We start from the raw sequence: 18,809 nt of genomic DNA, 5'->3' as shown, positions 1-18,809 counted from the left end.
TCGAAAAGAATAATTTTATTGCTCGTCATTCTTGGCAGGCGTCAAGAAAACATCCATCAAACCTTCTGGCAATTGCATTTTGATAAATTTTTCTTCACGGTTTACTTCTAGAATCCAGCCTTTGATAATCGGAATGATGATTTCTTTATCCGCTAATTTTAGGATAAAGTAATGTTGTGCAGTTTGGTCGTTTATTTCTACAATGTTACCACAAGATTTGCCATCTTCTTCTCTAATTTCATACCCAATGACTTCGTGATAATAAAATTGATTCCCTGAAAGTTTAGGTAAGGTAGAAAGTGGTAAAAAAACATTTTTGCCAATAGATTGTTCTACCAATTGTTCAGAAGAATTCTTGAAAGTAATGATTTTAGAGTTATCATTTCCCCATTGTTGCTTTTCCACAAAAAAAGGCACGAGAAGTCCGTTCACTTCTACAAAAATCCCTTCCAGTTTATGGTATAATTCTGGTTGATCTGTATCTAGTTTTATAATTACATTTCCCTTTAGACCGTGTTTTCTGGTAATTTTTCCTAAAAAATAGCAATCTTCTTTTTTCATGGGTTGATATTTTTAAATTTTTAAAAACCAAAAAAATTTTATTTGGTTTTATGATGCAAATATACTTTGTTTTAAAAGAATAAAGACGCAATAAATTGCGTCTTTAGTACATTTTATTTCTAAAATTGTTATGCTTCTGCTTCAGTTCCTTCAGCTTCAGCAGCTGGAGTTTCTTCAGTAGTTTCTTCAGCTACAGGTTCTGCGTTTGCAGCTTCTTCAGCAGCTTTAGCATCAGCTTCTGCTTGAGCAGCAGCAATTCTAGCTTCGTTTACTTTAGCTTCAGCTTCTAGAGCAGCTTTTTTAGCAGCTTCTTTAGACTGAGTTAAACCGTCTTTTTTAGCGTTTACAGTAGCTTCTTTAGCTTCTAACCAAGCGTTGAATCTTTTTTCAGCTTCAGCTTCGTCGAAAGCACCTTTCGCTACACCACCTTGTAAGTGTTTTTTGTATAAAGCACCTTTGTAAGAAAGGATAGCTCTTGCAGTATCAGTTGGTTGAGCACCATTGTTTAACCATTTAACAGCTGAATCTACATCTAGTTCAATTGTTGCAGGGTTAGTAATTGGATTGTAAATTCCTAATTTCTCGATGAATCTACCATCTCTTCTTGCTCTAGCATCTGCTACTACGATGTGGAAAAAAGGTTTTCCTTTTTTACCGTGTCTTTGTAATCTAATTTTTACTGACATATTGTTGTGAATTTATGGGAACTCGTCCCTGTTAATATTTTTAAGTGTGCAAAGATAGTAAAATATTTTGTTTCAAAAAAATTTTGACTGGCGTTTGTTATTGGAAGGTGGAACTTAAATTTTCCCTAAATAAAACAATCCGAGACAACGTTGATTTTCTTCTAAATTCAGAAACTCTCCGAGATGATTTATTACTGTGTGAGAACTCCAATAACAGCCTATTTGATTTACTGTACAGGTTAAATACATATTCTGAACCGCCATCGAAGTTGCTGCAATTTCTTCCCATTCTGGAAGTAAACCACTGAAATTTACAGAAATGGTAACAACGGTGTCTGTTTTGGCAATTTTATCAGCAAAATCAAGATATTTTTTCTCCAAAAACAAGTGTTCTGGTGTTGTTTCTTTGTAAATTTTCTGAATTTCTTTTACCAATTGCTGTTTTTCTTCTCCTCTAAAAACACGGAATCTCCAAGGTTTTGTTTTCTTGTGATTGGGAGCAAACTGTGCAGAACTTAAAATTTCATGTAAAATTTCCTGAGGAATTTCTTCGCCAGTATAATCTTTGGGATAGGTACTTTTTCTGCTTTCTATGATTTGTTTTAAAATTTCTGGATTGTTCATTTTTTTAAAAAAACTATTAAGCTTTGGCTAAAGCCAAATTGAATGATTGATTATTATTAAGCGGACTAAAGTCCGCCCCTATTGATATTTGACAAAATTAATTAAATAATTTTTTCAATTTTTTGGTGAATTCTGTTGAGAACAAATTCTTCGCCTTCGGTTTTACCCAACATGATTTTAGCCATCGGACTTTCTTCTGAAATCGCATAAAACCGATCGCCTTCATAAAAAAACTCGCCGAGAGAAACCGAAAGATAAAATCTGGCTTTATTGGTAATGACCAACGAACCGAGTTTTACTCTATCCGAAGAATGATGAAGCACCTGATTCATTTTCTTTTGCATGGTTTTGAGCGCAAACATTTGTTTATCTAAGTGATAAATTTCTTCTTGCATTTCTTCCCTTATCGAATCATACTTAGAAGTTTTCTTTACTTCTCTCGTTGCTTCCAAAGTAAAGTTGAGATAAAACTCCAGCGTTTTTATCTTCCCAGAAATCGTGTCTTTCACAAAATTCCTCAGTGCAGTTTTATCATAATCTTTGATCAGCATCTTCATTAAAATATTCAGCGAAGATAAAATTCTCTTTTGAAATACCGAAAAATAAAAAAACGGGAAATTTCCCGTTTTTAATATTTTTAAAATTTTTACATTAAGGTTTTTCTGAAAGTTTTTTCAAATTTTGGAGTCCTTCTCCATACGATTTACCCATACAGTAATCCATCATTGGCTTCATAAGATTAGAAGGATATTCCATTTCTGCATCTAGCGTCCAAACCACTTTTGTAGCATTTCCTTCTTGTGTCAATACAATATCAGAAGTGGCTTCACCTTGACCTTCAAAAGCCATTTTAGTGCTTTGTTTCTGATTTGGAATAAGCGCAGTAATTTCTTGGCAACCATTTCCTACATCTTTTTTATCACTTTTCCAGCAATGTTGATCGCCAATCTGACCAGAAACTCCAGAATAGGTAGATTGCAACTGCGGGTCTAATTTCATCCAAGGATTCCATTCATTAAATGCTTTCATAGAATTGAGATGTGAATACACTTTTTCTGCAGGAGCGTTAATGACAATGGATTTTTCATAGTGATATTTTTCACCAATGACAAACATGGCAATCACCAAAACGGCTAGAATCGCCAAAAGGATTTTTAAAAACTTTTTCATAGTGTTATAATGTTTATTTTGTGATTCCTTAAAGGTAAATATTTTTAATTTAACTAAATTTACAGTCCAAAATTTGAACAGACGATGACAAATCCACTTTTACAATCCTTCAATACAAAATATCAATCAGCTCCTTTTGCAGAAATAAAAGAAGAACATTACTTACCTGCATTCAAAGAACTGATAGACAAATCTTTGCAAGAAATACAAGAAATCACTCAAAATCCTGAAACGCCAACTTTCGAAAACGCCATCGAAGCTCTGGCTTATTCTGGCGAACAATTAGATGTGGTTTCTAACATTTTCTTTAACCTTAATTCTGCTGAAACGAATGACGAAATTCAACAAATCGCTCAAGAAGTTTCGCCTTTATTGACCGAATTTGCTTCGAAAATTTCTCAAAACGAACAACTTTTTTCTAGAATTAAAAAAGTGTACGACGAAAAAGACCATTATACGCTTAACGAAGAGCAAAAAATGCTTCTAGAAGAAACCTACAAAGGTTTTGTAAGAAATGGAGCATTGCTGAATGACGAGAAAAAAGAACAACTCAAAAATATTAATATTGAGCTTTCTAAGAAATCTTTGCAATTCGGACAAAATGTTTTGGCAGCGACCAATCAATATTATAAACACTTGACCAACAAAGAAGATTTGGCTGGAATTCCAGAGGCAATTCTTGCGCAATATGAAGAAGAAGCAAAAGAAAGAAATCTAGAAGGTTATGTGATTACGCTTCAGTTTCCGAGTTTATTACCCGTTCTTACTTATGCGGAAAATCGTGAGTTGAGAAAGGAATTGGCAATTGCAAACGGAAAAAAATCTTTTGACGGCGGTGAATTTGACAACCAAAACCTCATCAAAGAATTGGTACAACTTCGTCAAGAAAAAGCGCAATTGTTAGGCTACAAATCTTTTGCAGATTATGTTTTAGAAGAAAGAATGGCAAAATCTCCACAGAAAGTGTTAGAATTTCTGAATGAATTGCTTACCAAAGCAAAACCTTTTGCTCAAAAAGATGTGGAAGAGCTTTCCGTTTTAGCAAAAGCTGATGGAATTACAGAAATGCAAAGTTATGACCATGCTTATAATGCCGAAAAACTCAGAAAACAAAAATTTGATTTCAATGATGAAGAATTGAAACCTTATTTCCAATTAGACAAAGTGCAAGAAGCGGTTTTCGGGTTAGCTGGAAAACTTTTCGGGTTAGAATTTGTAGAAACCATTGACATTCAAAAATATCACGCTGATGTGAAAACGTATGAAATTTTTGAAAGATATGAGATACGAGATACGAGATATGAGATTGAGAATGTAGAATCACTCGAAACTCGAAACCCGGAACTCGGAACACAATTTAAAGCTTTGCTTTATGCCGATTATCATCCAAGAAAGGGAAAAAGAGCGGGAGCATGGATGACGAGTTTTAAAAATCAATACATCAAAAATGGCAAAAATCACAGACCGCATATTTCTGTTGTTTGCAATTTCACCAAACCCACTGCTGAAACACCAAGTTTATTGACTTTCAATGAAGTCACCACACTTTTTCATGAATTCGGGCATGCTTTACATGGCGTTTTGGCGAACACCCAGTATCCTAATCTTTCTGGAACTTCTGTAAAATGGGATTTCGTAGAATTGCCTTCACAATTTTTAGAAAATTACTGTTACGAACCAGAATTCTTAAAAAAATTTGCGAAACATTATCAAACGGGTGAAGTTTTACCAGATGAAAAAATTCAGAAAATAGAAGATTCTAAAAACTTTATGGAAGGTTATCAAACCTTGAGACAACTCAGCTTCGGAATTTTGGACATGTCTTATCACGCCGAAAACGTAAAAGTAGAAGATGTAAAAACCTTTGAAACCGAAACCATCAAAGCGACTCAAGTGTATCCTACTCTAGTAGAAACAGCTGTTAGCACCAGTTTTTCACATATTTTCCAAGGAGGATATTCTGCGGGATACTATTCTTATAAATGGGCAGAAGTTTTAGATGCAGATGCGTTTCAATATTTTAAAGAAAACGGGGTCTTTGACCCTTTAATTTCTAAAAAATTTAAAACGTTGCTCGAAAGTGGCGGAACAAAAGACCCAATGGAATTGTATAAAAATTTCAGAGGAAGTGAGCCGAAAGTAGAAAGTTTATTGAAAAGAGCTTTTGGTTAATGGAAAATGAATTTTTGATGATGAATTGCTCTTGTTGCTCAGGAAAATTATACCAAGACTGTTGCGAACCGTTTCATTCTAAAAAAGAGTTTCCAAAAACTGCGGAAGAACTGATGCGCTCTCGTTATGCTGCGTTTGCAATTCCGAATGGAGAATATTTATGGAAAACCACATTGCCCAACAAAAGAAAATTTCATGACAAAAGCGAACTAGAAGCTTGGGGAAAAGAAAACACTTGGACAAAACTGGAAATCATCAATTCCAGCGAAAAAGAAGTAGAATTTAAAGCCTATTTCACTGATAAATTCGGGAAAGAAAATATTCATCATGAGTTATCTACTTTTAAAAAGGTAGATAAAAAATGGTATTATGTTTCAGGGAAATTTTTGGATTAAAATTAAATTCTCGCAGATTTTGCGGATTCTGCTGATTTTACTTTTTTTTTAATTACCTAATCAGCCAAAATTATTTTAGAACATGACAAGTTTTTAAAATGATTTTTAAAACCACAAAAGAGACAAAAGCTTTCTATTTCTTAAAGCAATCCAAAAGTAAAAAAAGTAGAATATTTTACTTTTTTTACTTTTGAAATACTTGTTTTCAATCCTTTCTTTTGTCTCTTTTGCGGTTTATTAATTTTTAACATGTACTAAAAACATTATTTATTTTTCTTCTTCTGTCTTAATACATAGAGATAAAGGCTTTCTACTTTTTTCCTTGCCCAATCTGTTTTTCGTAGAAATTTAAGCGAAGAATTGATGCTCGGATTTTCGTTGAAACATCGGATGTTTATTTGCTTTCCCAGTTCTTCGAAACCATTATAATAGTCTACCAATTCTTCCAGAATGGCGTCTAATCTTTTCCCGTGTAAAGGATCTTTAGATGTCTGTTCCATGTTATAAAATAAAATCCCGAAAATTTCGGGATTTTTTGTTTTTAAAATATTTTTTTAGGTATAATTTCAAAAAAAGATTAGAAATTAGTGACCAGAGTTACCATCAATTCCGTGTGCATGTCCATGTGCTAGTTCTTCTTCAGTAGCTTCTCTATGATCTACTATTTCTACATCGAAATATAAAGTTTTTCCAGCCATTGGGTGATTAAGGTCTGCTACTACCACTTCTGGAGTAACTTCTACCACTACTGCTTGGAAATTATTTCCTTGATTATCTGAAAGTGGAAGAATTGCACCAACTGGTGGCATTCCTGATTCATTGAACATTTCTAATGGCAATTGTGCTACTGCTTGAGGATTTCTTTCGCCGTAACCTTCTGCTGGTAAAATTGTGAAAGAAGCTTTATCGCCAGAAGTTAATCCTTTGATGCTTTCTTCAAATTTTGGAATCATCATTCCCACTCCATATAAAAAAGTAAGCGGATTTCCCGCATCTGATTTTTCTACAAGAACTTTTTCGTTATTCTCTCCATCTGTGTGAAGAACGTAGTTGAGTGCAACTACTTGTTGGTTGTCTATTGTCATAATATTTTATTTGTTAGAGAATGCTCTCTTTTTATTCTATTGGTGTCAATTTTCTTGCCTTTGGAGAAAATAAAACTTTTAACTGCCAAATTGACTTATTTTAAAAAAACTCTTATCTAATTTGAACCAATAAATCTTTCAAAAAATTAATTCTTTAGAATTCGACCAAAAAAGTTCTTTTCTATCAATTATTGTGATATTTCTTTTGATTTTACCGCTTCATTTCTAGCTTTTGCAAGCATAGGAATAGAAATAAGTCCCATTACTAGCATAATTACCAATTGCATGGTATGAGAAATAAAAGCATAGCTTAATCCTACTTCACCTCCCAATTTAGCATCTTTTCCCATAGAAAGGAATAGGGCAGAAATACCTAATTTCATAGCTAGGTGAAATGCTCCAATTCCTCCAGAAGCGGGAACCATCATTCCTAATGTTCCTACTACAATTAAGAAAAATCCGTCTGCAAATGTAAAACTTGAAGTTTCTGGCAATGCGAAACACACTAAATACGCTGCCAAATAATAAGAAATCCAAATCGCGATAGATAATATAATAAATTTACCTTTTTGCTTGAGTTTGAAAATGGTAGTTAACCCATGAAAAATCCCTTCTACAAATTCAATCACTTTTCCAATGAGAGGAAGATGGGTAAACTTGTCTTTGAATTTAAAGAAAATAAAAGTTCCTACTACCAATACTGCAATTCCACCTATAATATAAGTGGGATTTATTTTAATCCCTGATTTTTGGTAAAAAGTAATAATAGCATCTTCTTTAAAAACCACCGTGAGAACCAAAAATCCTAACATACAAAATAAATCGACTACCCTTTCTAAAATAATGGTTCCGAAAGATTTATCTACCGGTACTTTTTCTACGCCATATAAAGCAGTAGAACGTGCTAATTCGCCACTTCTTGGAATGGTAAGATTCATGAGATACCCGAAAGAAATCGTCCATAATGAATTAGAATTAGAAATCTGGTAACCCATAGGTTCTAATAGTAAATTCCAACGAACAGCTCTGAACCAATATGCTAATAAACCAAAAATCATAGCAGCAAAAACCCAAAGATAATTGGCTTTAGCTAAAGAGGCTTTGATATTTGTAAAATCTAATCCTTTTAATGCGAACCACATAAAAAGGGCTGCAAAAGCAATAGATACCAGTATCGTAGAAACTGTTTTAAGAGACGATGATTTTTTTTGATTTTCCAAAAGAATAGCGATTAAGTAAGAAGATTGGTTTTTTCGTCTGGGAAAATAATTTTCGGCTGGAAGTTTTGTGCTTCCTCTACAGACATCTGTGCGTAAGAAATAATGATGATTACATCTCCTTTTTGCACTTTTCTAGCGGCTGGTCCGTTGAGACAAATTTCACCAGATTTTCTTTTACCTTTTATAACATAAGTATCAAAACGTTCGCCATTATTTACATTTACGATGTAAACTCTCTCTCCTACCACTAAACCTGCGGCATCAATAAGGTCTTCATCTACTGTAATACTGCCGATGTAATTAAGGTCAGAAGCAGTAACCGTAACACGATGAATTTTTGATTTAAAAACTTCTATTAACATGGCGCAAATTTAAAATAAATTAATTGATTAGTAAAGAATTATCTGAGATTTAAACAAATATAATATTTCGCCAAATTCCCTTTAAAAAAAGACATTTTAGCAGATAAACAAGTTAATCATTATATTTAATGACAAAAAAGAGGAAAAAAAATATCAAATTAACAAATTCATAATTTAGAAATTCATTAAACGCTTATTTAAAAAACACTCTATTCAAAGCATATAAAAAGAATTTCAATGCTCGGAAAAGCCTATTCTTTGTGATAGATAAGAATTATCATTTTCTCGTTAATTTATAGAAAAAACTATAATTATTATTAATATTGTGAAAAAAATTTGCACAATATGAAAATTGTTATATATTTGTCTTACGTAACAAATTAACAATTAATATTTATAACTATGAACAAGTCTGAATTAATCGACGCAATGGCAAAAGATGCCGGTATTACTAAAGTTGCTGCTAAAGCTGCTCTTGAGTCTTTCGTTGCTAACGTAACTGCTACTCTTAAGAAAAAAGATGGTAAAGTTGCTTTAGTTGGTTTTGGTACTTTCTCAGTAGCTGAAAGAGCTGCAAGACAAGGTATTAACCCTGCAACTAAAAAACCAATCAAAATTGCTGCTAAAAAAGTTGCAAAATTCAAAGCTGGTGCTGATTTAGCTGCTGCTGTATCAGGTGCTAAAAAGAAATAATTCAAATTATTCAAAAGAATTAAGCCTCACCTTTCGGTGAGGCTTTTCTTATGGAGCTAATCTTGAGATTTTCCAGTCGTAATTTTCATCAAGCTCATAGATAATTCTATCATGCAAACGGTTAGGCCTTCCTTGCCAAAACTCTATCTGATAAGGTTTTGCGATAAATCCTCCCCAATTTTTAGGTCTAGGAATTTCTTTTCCTTCGTATTCTTTTTCTAATGCTGCCAATTTATCTTCTAAATATTCACGATTGGGAATTACAGAACTCTGCGGAGAAACTGCTGCACCTAATTGACTTCCTCTTGGTCTTGAACCGAAATAACCATCACTTAAATTCTCGGCCACTTTTTCTAAATCCGCTTTTATGATAATCTGCCTTTCTAAACCTGGCCAAAAAAAGTGAAGACAAGCCTTATTATTTTTTTGAAGAGCCTTCCCTTTTTTGCTATCATAATTGGTGTAAAAAATAAAACCTTCCCAAGTATAAGCCTTTAACAAAACCATTCTGGTTCTAGGGCAACCATCCTCTTCTACCGTAGAAATCGCCATCGCATTTGCTTCAGAGACAGAAGAACTTTCTTCTGCATCCAGAAACCAATCTCTAAACATTTCGATAGGATTTTCTTTAATTTCGCTTTCTAATAATTGTGACTTTTCGTATACTTTTCTTTTATCATGAAGATTTTCCATCAAAATTTTTTTTTTTAAATTTGAGTAATGAATAATTCTTACAAAGGTAAAATTTTAATTTCTACACCTGATATTTCGGGTGACATATTTTCTCGCTCCGTAGTGTTAATTATTGAGCATGATGCTCATGGTGCTTTTGGATTTATTTTAAATAAAAAAAATTACTTCCTGAGCGAAAATATGAAGCATTTATTAGGACAAGAAATTGACGTTTATGAAGGCGGGCCAGTAGAAAATGACCGAGTATTTTTTTTGGTTAAAGGGAAACCTATCACTTCTGAATATTTACCAATAGATGAAAATTTCTATCTCACCGAACAGCAAAAAGAAATCGTTTCTGCTATGGTAAACCAAGACCTCAGCAAAGAAGAACTCAAAATATTCACAGGCTATTCTGGATGGAGTCCTTATCAGTTAGACCAAGAAGTTCAAAATAAAATGTGGACGGTAGTAGACCTTTTTCAATTGGATTACACCTCACCCAATGATCATACCCTTTGGAAAAAAATCATGCAAAATCTAGGCGGAGATTATTTGCTTTGGGCCAATTCTCCAGAAGATGTGAGCTTGAATTAGGCTGAGGTAAAGGTAAAGGTAGAGGTAAAGGTAGAGGTAGGTAAAAGTTGAGGCAGAATGTTTAACAAAAATTTAGGATTTCCTTTAGAAATAATTATCGCTTAAACTGAGTTTTTATCTAAACTATCAATAAAAGAACTCGGTAATTGACTCCAAAAAAGGTTGATTGCCGAGTTCGTCAATTTTAAGCGAAACTATTGCTCCAAGATTCTACCATTGCAGAGAATCTTTCGTTGCCAAATTCTTTATTTCTAATTTTTGAAACCGAAAAAACTCCTTTTTCATCAGAAATTACGAGAATTTCTTCTGCTTTCTGTGTTTCGAAAGCACTTAATTCTGCTTCTTCGATAAAGACAAAAGCATTTTTATGAAGGAAAGTCACGAAATTTTCCATTAACGGAGAAATATAAGCACCTTCTGATTGTTTCGGGATTTTAATGGTATTTTCTTCCAGCAACAAAAGATTTCCAGAGATAGTTCTCGCTACTCTTTTATCCGGATTGAGCAAAATTACATCGTCTAAATCATTTTCTGCAGCGTAGATTTCTGCATAAATATTTTCTGGCGAATGCGTTCTAATATTGCTCAAAATATTGGTATTTACAGAAATTTCTTTAAGCAAATCTATTTCAATATTTTTATGGATAGACAGTACATTTACATCATTATTCAACTCAAAATAATATTGCACTAGCGTTCTAGAAGAAAGCACATCTTCTCTGTTTCTAAACGCCATAAAAGTAATTACTCCCAATTCTAAATTATTTTCAGAAATGGCTTTATTAAAGGTTTCTGTGAAAAATTCAAGCGTAAAAGAAAGCGGAATATTCATTCTCATTTTACGCATAGAAGCCATTAAAAAAAAGTAGCATTCTTCTGCCATAATCAACTGATGATTCTTAACAAAAAAATGAACTTTTACGGCATCGCCGTTTAAAAATGCGTTATTCTGAAGTACTATTTCCTGTGTTTTTTGTCCGTTTAGATAAATCATGTTGTAATGATTTTAGTTATGAAAATTGCAAAAAAAATGATAACTGAAATTTCAATTATCAATCTTTTTACTTGGGTTGAAAGATTAAGCTGCGCCTAGTTTGATTTGTAGATTTTCGATGAGATTATCCCAATATAATCTGGTTTCCTCTTCATCTCCTTTTTCGCAGAAATCGGTAATATTAAGAGAAAGATCATTGGTAATTTCATCAATGATGATTGTCATTTCGAAGAAATATTTTGTTCCTTCGTCTTCTTCCCAACGGAAACGCACAAAAGATTCAGGTTTATATCTGATTAATGTCGCTTTTTCTGCGGGACCACCATTCCAACTGAAATAAAAGTCATCACCTCTTTCTACTGCTTCATCTGCAAACCATTCTGAAAGGCCTTCTGCAGTTGCCATATATTCATACAAAATCTCTGAAAGACAATGCATTGTATATTCAAACTGTACCTTATGTTTCGTCATATTTTTACCATTTTTGGTGTCGCAATATATAAATTAATTTTATATATCTGCAACTATTTTTCGATAAATTATATAATTTCTATATGAATTTTCACATAAAAAAAAGAGTTTTAAAAATTTAAAACCCCTTTTTTTGTTTATTTCTCATTTAAAGCTTCTAAAATAATTTCGCAGCCCTTTTTAATCTCTTCTTTGCTAATGGTTAACGGTGGAGAAATCCTCATAAATTCGTTTCGGTAGAGTTGCCAAAAAACAATGAGTCCTTTTTCCATACAACGTTTTGCTACGTCTAAAGTATATTCTGGAGATTCTAATTCTACTGCGAGCATTAAACCTCTTCCGTTTACTTTTTTAATTTTTGGGTGAACCAACAATTCTCTGAACAGTTTTTCTTTTTCTTCTACTTCATTCATTAAACCACTTTCTAAAACTTCTTTTAAAGTTGCATAACTAGCAGCTGCAATCAAAGGATTTCCTCCAAAAGTAGTAATATGTCCCAATTTAGGAGAATGCTGAAGTGATTTCATTATTTCTGCTGAACTCATAAATGCACCAACTGGAACTCCGCCTCCCATTCCTTTTCCCATCACAAGAATATCTGGAACCATATCATAATGTTCGAAAGAAAACAATTTCCCTGTTCTCCCAAAACCTGGCTGAATTTCGTCAAGGATTAATAAAGCCCCAACTTCCTCACATCTTTTTTTCAAATTTTTGAAATAATTTTGAGAAGGTGTCAAAAAACCAGCCGCTCCTTGAATGGTTTCGGCGATTACACAAGCTGTTTTTTCAGTAATTTTAGAAAATTCTTCCTCATTATTAAATTCAATGAAAGAAATCATCGGCAACAATGGACGAAATTCTCTCTTGTGAAACTCATTTCCCGAAACCGACAAAGCACCATGAGTATTGCCATGATAAGAATTTTTCATGGAGATAATTTCCTCTCTTCCTGTGTATCTTTTTGCTAATTTCAGTGCTCCATCAATCGCTTCTGCACCAGAATTTACCAAATAGGTAACTTCTAAAGGTTCTGGAGTCGCTTCTGCTAAAAGTCTGCATAGTTCCACCGGTTTTTCCTGAGCATATTCTCCGTAAACCATTACGTGAAGATATTTATCTGCCTGTTCTTTAATTGCATTCACCATTTTAGGATGAGAATGTCCCAAAGTATTGGCAGAAACTCCCGCTACAAAATCTAAATAAGCTCTACCATCTTTACCATAAATATAACTTCCTTCTGCTTTTTCTACTTCGAAACCTGCTGCATAAGGTGTAGTTTGTGCTTGATATTTGAAAAATTCTTGTTTCATTTTGCAAAGATAAAGAAGATAAAAGTTGGAAGATGGAAGTTTTTGAAAAATTTTTTACAGAAATCACAAGATAATTTCATATTTTCAAATTCTAAATTTAAAGGTTTTTCCGTTTTTTTACTCTCGCAGATTGAGCTGATTCAGCAGATGAATAGATGCTGAATTTTTATCTGCAAAATTTGCGTAATCAGCGAGAGATTAAAGTTTTGCCGATGTGCAACTAAGTTGTGACTTCTTATTTTTATTAAAAGTTTTTGGTTAAAGTAAAAATTGATTTCAAAAATAAAAAGTCGGAATAAAGATTCCGACTTTTCAATTTATAATTTTCTATCTCTTTTGATAGTTTTTGGTTTTTTCTTAGCTTCTTCTTTTTTACGAAGTTCTTCCGCTTTTTGGTACAGCGTATCATCTGTTTCATATTTCACTTCTTCATAATTAGGTGTGTCTAAGAAAATATCTTCCCATTTCCTTGGTCGATCTTTGGTATTCCAATTAAAATCTGTGAATTTTCGTTTATCTGGAGCAATCATACTCATTGGATAAATATCAGAATTAGCGCCAATGTTACATGAAATAATCTGAATTTTTCTTTCTTCAAAAAGTGCTTCAATTTGTCCGCAAGTAGAAAGCGCAATACCGATTCTATCTAATTTTTTGGTCTGCGCATCTTCAGGATCTGCATAAGTAATGGCTTGAGCATTCCCTGTTACTTTGGCAATTTTAATTTCGTTGTTTTGATAAAAAACGGTCATTAAATTGCCTTTTATTTGATGAAATTCGTCTTTTAAATTCAAAGAATCTGCTTTATTAATAGCAAAAGCATTGCCTATTACTTTAAGAGAATCTATATTTTCTGTAGTGGTGTTAAAATAGGCTTCTATTTTATCTCCAGAAATTTGTTTTTCTCCACTCCAGAAAAGAGGTTTCACGTTTAGGTGAAGAATTCCATCAGTTTCATTAAAACTCAAAGAATCTGCTCTACCTTGGGCTTTGGTCATAAATAATCTTACTTTCTTGTACCCACGAAGGAAACTTTTTTTCTTCTGGGTAGAATCTAATTTTTGGTAACTTAAAAATCTTTCTGCAGCGATGTAAGCTGTATCTTGATTCATGATTTTTACCGCATAAGGTTTTTGGGTAATCATCGCCGAATCTATTTTTTCGTAGATTTCTCCGTAACCACCGATGATGTAACGATTTTCTTTTGGGTCATCTAATCTCACGTTTCCTTCTGCTTTACCAAAACCTGTGAGTTGATTAAAAAACATTTTATCTCCTTTCAGAATTTTACCATTGTAATAAATTCTAGAATTTTTATTAAGATAAACCTGTTTTTCGTTCATGAGATACTTTCCATTTTCCGTGTAGACGTAATTAGAAGGTTTTTCTTTATTGATAATGGTTGTAGGCCCGAAAAATTCTGCAATATTGGTATTTTGATAATGTTTGATATTTTTTCCTTCTACTCTATATTGGGCATTGTCAATAGTGTAATTATTGGTAAATTCATTGGTTTTAGAATCAATGAAATAAGTAGCAGATTGCGTCCACATAGTATTTCTTCCATCATTAATGGTTCCCCCAGAATTGAAATAAGCAGTATTTTTTACTCTGTCGTAATACAAAACATCTGTAGAAATGGTTTGTTTCGCATCAGTAAGCACCACTTTTCCACGGGCAATTCCTCGTTGAGTATTTCCGTCATACTCCATTTCGTTTGAGGTAATTCTGTTTCCGTCTGAAGTAACAAGCAAAACGTTTCCAATAGCTTTAGCAAAATTTTCTTTTTCGTAGAAAATCACTCGATCCGCAGTTAACATGGCACCTTGATGTTCGAACTGAACATTTCCTGTGAAGAAAGGATTTCCTCCGTACATGTCTGGTTTTCTTTCGAATAAATCTGAGTGAATATAACGTACTTTTTGACCGGGCTGAACCGCTACATTGGTTTCTTTTTTGAAATAAGGGTCTTTTACTAAAGGTTCTTTGGAATTGAGTTTATCAATCTGCGAAAAACCTAAAGCATAAATAAAAATGAAGAGTACGAAAAGATTTTTTTTCATTATTTTTTTTTGTGTCCGTAAAAATATAATGAATGATTGTCAATTTTCACGCCAAACGCTTCTTCGATGGATTGTTTGATGCCCTGAATTCTAGGGTCGCAAAATTCTATAATTTCTTCAATCTCTTTGTCGGAACCATCTTTGTAAATCACTAAATGGTCATGTTGCTTATCAAAATAAGACTTTTCGTAAGAAGATGAAGAGAGTGTCTTTTCGCCGAACTGGTGTTTACGAATCAAGCCTGCATCTAGAAAAATTTCTATGGTATTATAGATGGTTGCTTTAGAAACATGATATTTTTTATTAATCATGATGAGATATAAATCATCTACATTAAAGTGATGATCCATATTATAAATCTCTTCTAAGATAGCATATCTTTCTGGAGTGTTTCTGTAGGCTTTATCTTGTAAATATTGCTTCAGAACATCTTTTATTACGCCTATATTTTTTTCTTTTTGAGTAGCTTCCATTGTTTTAATTGAAAAGCAAATTTATTAATTTTTAACTAATAAAAGGTAAATTTTAATGAGAGACAAAATCTAAAAACCTCAATTGCTTGAGGTTTTCATTTTATATTAAGAATCGTAACGTTTAAATTCTTCTAAAACAATTTTTTTCTCTCTTATCGGGTTGTTGATGAGCGGTACAGATTCTACCAAAACATTATGTGGTGCCAAACCGTACGCTTTGAAATCACTACTACCGATATATTTCACGAAATTATAGATATTCAAGGTAATTTTTTCTTTTACCGTCAACAAGAAGTCATTGATATAAACATTGTCAATAATCACATATTTTAAATCTGGCGGAATATTATGATTTCTAAGAGAAGGGTGACTACTTCTATCAGGAATAATGCCTTCTTTCATCATATCAAACAACACTTGATTAAAGTAATCATTGATTTTTCTATCAATTTTGAATCCTAAAAGGAAATTAATTTTATATACCGTTCCTGGCATCACCTCATCAATAGAATATTTATAGGTAAAAGGATCTTCTTGATTGATGATATTTAAAATAAAATAATGGTCGGCTCTTTTTGGCTGAGAACGCATGATAGAGTAAATAATTTTAGATTCCACCTCATCATCTCTTTTCGCACGGCTTAAGAAAGCAAGATTGGTCGCATATTTAGGAATAGACTCATCTAATTTAATGTCCTTAATCGTAGAAACATAATCTTTCAGTTTTACAAACTTGATGAAATTCTGCTTAATCATTCTACCATTATACCAAGCGTACATACAAACTGCCACGAAACCTGCTAAGAAAACGGTAATCCAACCACCTTCGAAGAATTTAATGATGTTGGCACTGAAAAATCCTATTTCTATAGACAAATAAACCAAGGCAAAAATTCCTATAAAAAGTTTATTCACTCTATTTCTCCACAACCATGCAATTAATAAAATGGTAGTCATCATCATGGTTACCGTAATAGATAAACCATACGCTGCTTCCATATGTACGGATTCTTTGAAATAGAATACTACAATTAGACAGAAAATAAGTAAGCCCCAATTGATTCTTGGAATATACATTTGACCTTTTAAACCAGAAGGATATTGAATCTGTTGGAACGGCCAAAAGTTAAGAGACATTGCTTCTGAAAAAATAGTAAACGAACCTGTAATTAATGCTTGAGAAGCAATAATTGCTGCTGCTGTTGCCAAAATTACGGCTGGAATAATTAAATAATGTGGTAACATTCCGAAGAAAGGATTTGTCCCTGTGAAAACCATTCCGTAGTTCTGTAACAACCAAGCTCCTTGCCCTAAATAATTTAAAATCAACATGATTTTTACAAAAACCCAACTTACTCTAATATTTTTATAACCACAATGTCCTAAATCTGAATATAAAGCTTCGGCCCCTGTAGTACAAAGAAAAACCGCCCCTAAAATCAAAATCGCACTAGGAGAAGTTACTATTAATTTATATGCGTAATAAGGATTAAATGATTTTAAAACTTCTGGATGTTCCATTAAATTCACCACACCGAATCCTCCTAAAAACAAGAACCAAATCACCATCACTGGTCCGAAGAACTTTCCAATAAAACTGGTTCCAAATTGCTGTACTACGAAGATAACAACCAGAATTACAGACGTCATTGCCAAAATAGAATTGATTCCTAAATCTAATCCTTTGATTTGCTTAAGACCTTCTATTGAAGCCATTACCGTAAGAGAAGGTGTAATTACTCCATCTGCAATTAATGCAGATGCTCCTATAATTGCAACGAGATACAACCATTTTGTTTTCATTTTTTTCACCAAAGAAAACAATGCTAAAATCCCACCTTCACCTTTGTTATCCGCTCTAAGGGAAATAAGAACATACTTAATGGTGGTTTGCAGCGTGAGCGTCCAAATAATACAAGAAAGTGCTCCTTCTATATATTCTTCAGAAATCATTTTGGCTTCTTTTCCAGATTTAATAATGGCGCTCATTACATAGAGTGGTGAGGTACCAATATCTCCGAAAACAATTCCTAATGAAACTAAAACACCTATGAAAGTTAATTTTTTGGTGTCAAAATGATGACCTCCAGCTAAAACGTCTGACATTTTTCAAGTTTAAAAATAAATGCAAATTTAATCTAATTTCTAGATGAAATACTTTTTCCTAAGAAAATTTTACATGAAATTAAAAAAGCGCAACCAAAAATGATTGCGCTTTTTTAAAATATGATTAAAGTTTTAAGATTTTACGTATAAAACGTTTTTAATCTCTTGTTTTACTTTTTCTAATTTCGGGAACCACTCTGCGAATAACGCTGCTGAATAAGGAGCAGGTGCATCTGGAGTTGTAATTCTCTTAATTGGTGCATCTAAATAATCAAATGCTTTTTGCTGAACCATGTAAGTAATTTCTGAAGCTACAGAACCAAACGGCCATGCTTCTTCTAGAACAACTAATCTATTGGTTTTTTGTACAGAATTAAGAACTGTCTCATAATCTAAAGGACGAATTGTTCTTAAGTCTATTACTTCTACAGAAATTCCTTCTTGCTCTAAATCAGCTGCTGCTTGCATGGCTAATTTTAAGATTTTACCAAAAGAAACCAAAGTCACATCTTTACCTTCTTTTTTGATATCAGCTTTACCAATTGGGATGTAGTATTCTTCTTCTGGAATTTCCATTTTGTCTCCGTACATCTGTTCAGATTCCATGAAAATTACAGGGTCATTATCTCTAATTGCAGATTTTAATAATCCTTTTGCATCATATGGATTAGAAGGAACAATTACCTTAAGACCAGGGCAATTTGCATACCAACTTTCAAAAGCCTGAGAGTGAGTAGCTCCTAACTGACCTGCAGAAGCAGTAGGCCCTCTAAAAACGATTGGCACATTCCACTGTCCACCACTCATTTGATACATTTTCGCTGCATTAGAAATAATTTGGTCAATAGCCACCATAGAGAAATTAAAAGTCATAAACTCTACTATAGGTCTATTTCCGTTCATTGCAGCTCCTACAGAAATCCCAGCAAAACCTAATTCTGCAATTGGTGCATCTATTACTCTTTTTGGACCAAACTCTGCTAACATTCCTTTTGAAGCTTTATAAGCTCCGTTATATTCTGCTACTTCTTCGCCAATGAGATATATCGATTCGTCTTTACGCATTTCTTCGCTCATTGCTTCACAGATAGCCTCACGAAATTGTACTTCTTTCATTTTGATTAATTTGTTGAGTTGCAAATTTAAGGAATT

Annotated in this window: 21 protein-coding genes; 4 read left to right on the top strand and 17 right to left on the bottom strand. The window is 33.0% G+C overall.

Annotation, left to right across the window (positions count from 1 at the left end; all coding sequences use genetic code 11):
• Positions 1-15: 15 nt before the first annotated feature.
• The 5 genes from rimM to KKQ76_RS00665 all read right to left on the bottom strand — a co-directional run bounded on the left by rimM (position 16) and on the right by KKQ76_RS00665 (position 3,041).
• On the bottom strand, positions 16-561 hold the full coding sequence (gene rimM / locus KKQ76_RS00685; protein ID WP_213195374.1) for a ribosome maturation factor RimM: 546 nt from the start codon (positions 559-561) through the stop codon (positions 16-18).
• A 128-nt stretch (positions 562-689) separates the two neighbouring features.
• The gene (locus tag KKQ76_RS00680) at positions 690-1,247 is read right to left on the bottom strand and encodes a 30S ribosomal protein S16 (protein ID WP_213195373.1); all 558 of its coding nucleotides are present in this window, start codon (positions 1,245-1,247) and stop codon (positions 690-692) included.
• Between the two features lie 114 nt (positions 1,248-1,361).
• Positions 1,362-1,871, bottom strand: coding sequence for a nitroreductase family protein (locus KKQ76_RS00675; RefSeq protein ID WP_213195372.1), 510 nt, complete (start codon positions 1,869-1,871; stop codon positions 1,362-1,364).
• Positions 1,872-1,972: 101 nt separating this feature from the next.
• The gene (locus KKQ76_RS00670; protein ID WP_213195371.1) at positions 1,973-2,428 is read right to left on the bottom strand and encodes a hypothetical protein; all 456 of its coding nucleotides are present in this window, start codon (positions 2,426-2,428) and stop codon (positions 1,973-1,975) included.
• A gap of 94 nt (positions 2,429-2,522) precedes the next feature.
• Positions 2,523-3,041, bottom strand: coding sequence for an SRPBCC family protein (locus KKQ76_RS00665; protein WP_213195370.1), 519 nt, complete (start codon positions 3,039-3,041; stop codon positions 2,523-2,525).
• Between the two features lie 84 nt (positions 3,042-3,125).
• Between KKQ76_RS00665 and KKQ76_RS00660 the strand changes: the two genes are divergently transcribed.
• Together KKQ76_RS00660 and KKQ76_RS00655 are read left to right on the top strand one after the other, a co-directional pair.
• The gene (locus tag KKQ76_RS00660) at positions 3,126-5,213 is read left to right on the top strand and encodes a M3 family metallopeptidase (protein ID WP_213195369.1); all 2,088 of its coding nucleotides are present in this window, start codon (positions 3,126-3,128) and stop codon (positions 5,211-5,213) included.
• Complete coding sequence (locus KKQ76_RS00655) at positions 5,213-5,608, top strand: YchJ family protein (RefSeq protein WP_246501300.1); 396 nt, start codon at positions 5,213-5,215, stop codon at positions 5,606-5,608. Before KKQ76_RS00660 ends, KKQ76_RS00655 begins: the two co-directional genes overlap by 1 nt.
• A gap of 263 nt (positions 5,609-5,871) precedes the next feature.
• On the opposite strand, the gene KKQ76_RS00650 is transcribed toward KKQ76_RS00655, so the two are convergent.
• From KKQ76_RS00650 to panD, 4 genes are all read right to left on the bottom strand, one after another.
• The gene (locus tag KKQ76_RS00650) at positions 5,872-6,108 is read right to left on the bottom strand and encodes a VF530 family protein (protein WP_213195368.1); all 237 of its coding nucleotides are present in this window, start codon (positions 6,106-6,108) and stop codon (positions 5,872-5,874) included.
• Positions 6,109-6,192: 84 nt separating this feature from the next.
• Positions 6,193-6,693: an FKBP-type peptidyl-prolyl cis-trans isomerase gene (locus KKQ76_RS00645; protein ID WP_069798636.1), complete on the bottom strand. Its 501-nt coding sequence runs from the start codon at positions 6,691-6,693 to the stop codon at positions 6,193-6,195.
• A gap of 188 nt (positions 6,694-6,881) precedes the next feature.
• Positions 6,882-7,913 carry a lysylphosphatidylglycerol synthase transmembrane domain-containing protein gene (locus KKQ76_RS00640; RefSeq protein WP_213195367.1) on the bottom strand — a complete coding sequence of 344 codons (1,032 nt, stop codon included), beginning with the start codon at positions 7,911-7,913 and terminating at the stop codon, positions 6,882-6,884.
• A gap of 11 nt (positions 7,914-7,924) precedes the next feature.
• Complete coding sequence (gene panD, locus KKQ76_RS00635) at positions 7,925-8,275, bottom strand: aspartate 1-decarboxylase (RefSeq protein WP_069798631.1); 351 nt, start codon at positions 8,273-8,275, stop codon at positions 7,925-7,927.
• Positions 8,276-8,677: 402 nt separating this feature from the next.
• Between panD and KKQ76_RS00630 the strand changes: the two genes are divergently transcribed.
• Positions 8,678-8,968, top strand: a complete 291-nt coding sequence (locus tag KKQ76_RS00630; protein ID WP_069798629.1) for an HU family DNA-binding protein — start codon at positions 8,678-8,680, stop codon at positions 8,966-8,968.
• 48 nt (positions 8,969-9,016) lie between these two features.
• Here the strand turns inward: KKQ76_RS00630 and pdxH are convergent, their stop codons facing one another.
• Positions 9,017-9,661 (bottom strand): pyridoxamine 5'-phosphate oxidase, encoded by a 645-nt coding sequence (gene pdxH, locus KKQ76_RS00625; protein ID WP_213195366.1) that lies wholly within the window; start codon positions 9,659-9,661, stop codon positions 9,017-9,019.
• Positions 9,662-9,688: 27 nt separating this feature from the next.
• Between pdxH and KKQ76_RS00620 the strand changes: the two genes are divergently transcribed.
• The gene (locus KKQ76_RS00620; protein WP_213195365.1) at positions 9,689-10,237 is read left to right on the top strand and encodes a YqgE/AlgH family protein; all 549 of its coding nucleotides are present in this window, start codon (positions 9,689-9,691) and stop codon (positions 10,235-10,237) included.
• A 184-nt stretch (positions 10,238-10,421) separates the two neighbouring features.
• Here KKQ76_RS00620 and KKQ76_RS00615 read toward each other — a convergent pair whose 3' ends face one another.
• The 7 genes from KKQ76_RS00615 to KKQ76_RS00585 all read right to left on the bottom strand — a co-directional run bounded on the left by KKQ76_RS00615 (position 10,422) and on the right by KKQ76_RS00585 (position 18,797).
• Positions 10,422-11,231, bottom strand: coding sequence for an aminotransferase class IV (locus tag KKQ76_RS00615; RefSeq protein WP_213195364.1), 810 nt, complete (start codon positions 11,229-11,231; stop codon positions 10,422-10,424).
• A gap of 84 nt (positions 11,232-11,315) precedes the next feature.
• Entirely contained in the window at positions 11,316-11,702 is a 387-nt protein-coding gene (locus tag KKQ76_RS00610; protein WP_104794296.1) for an START-like domain-containing protein, read from the bottom strand.
• A gap of 137 nt (positions 11,703-11,839) precedes the next feature.
• On the bottom strand, positions 11,840-13,015 hold the full coding sequence (locus KKQ76_RS00605; RefSeq protein WP_213195363.1) for an aspartate aminotransferase family protein: 1,176 nt from the start codon (positions 13,013-13,015) through the stop codon (positions 11,840-11,842).
• A 317-nt stretch (positions 13,016-13,332) separates the two neighbouring features.
• Complete coding sequence (locus tag KKQ76_RS00600) at positions 13,333-15,078, bottom strand: OstA-like protein (RefSeq protein WP_213195362.1); 1,746 nt, start codon at positions 15,076-15,078, stop codon at positions 13,333-13,335.
• Positions 15,078-15,551, bottom strand: a complete 474-nt coding sequence (locus KKQ76_RS00595) for a Fur family transcriptional regulator (protein ID WP_069798615.1) — start codon at positions 15,549-15,551, stop codon at positions 15,078-15,080. Before KKQ76_RS00595 ends, KKQ76_RS00600 begins: the two co-directional genes overlap by 1 nt.
• A gap of 105 nt (positions 15,552-15,656) precedes the next feature.
• Positions 15,657-17,657 (bottom strand): KUP/HAK/KT family potassium transporter, encoded by a 2,001-nt coding sequence (locus tag KKQ76_RS00590; protein WP_213195361.1) that lies wholly within the window; start codon positions 17,655-17,657, stop codon positions 15,657-15,659.
• A gap of 132 nt (positions 17,658-17,789) precedes the next feature.
• The gene (locus KKQ76_RS00585) at positions 17,790-18,797 is read right to left on the bottom strand and encodes a pyruvate dehydrogenase complex E1 component subunit beta (protein WP_317194548.1); all 1,008 of its coding nucleotides are present in this window, start codon (positions 18,795-18,797) and stop codon (positions 17,790-17,792) included.
• Positions 18,798-18,809: the final 12 nt, after the last annotated feature.

Origin of the sequence: Cloacibacterium caeni, from assembly GCF_907163105.1 — a bacterium.
Lineage (GTDB): Bacteria > Bacteroidota > Bacteroidia > Flavobacteriales > Weeksellaceae > Cloacibacterium > Cloacibacterium caeni_A.
The sequence above is the reverse complement of the archived record's forward strand: the minus strand, read 5'-3'. Positions and strand labels throughout refer to the sequence as shown.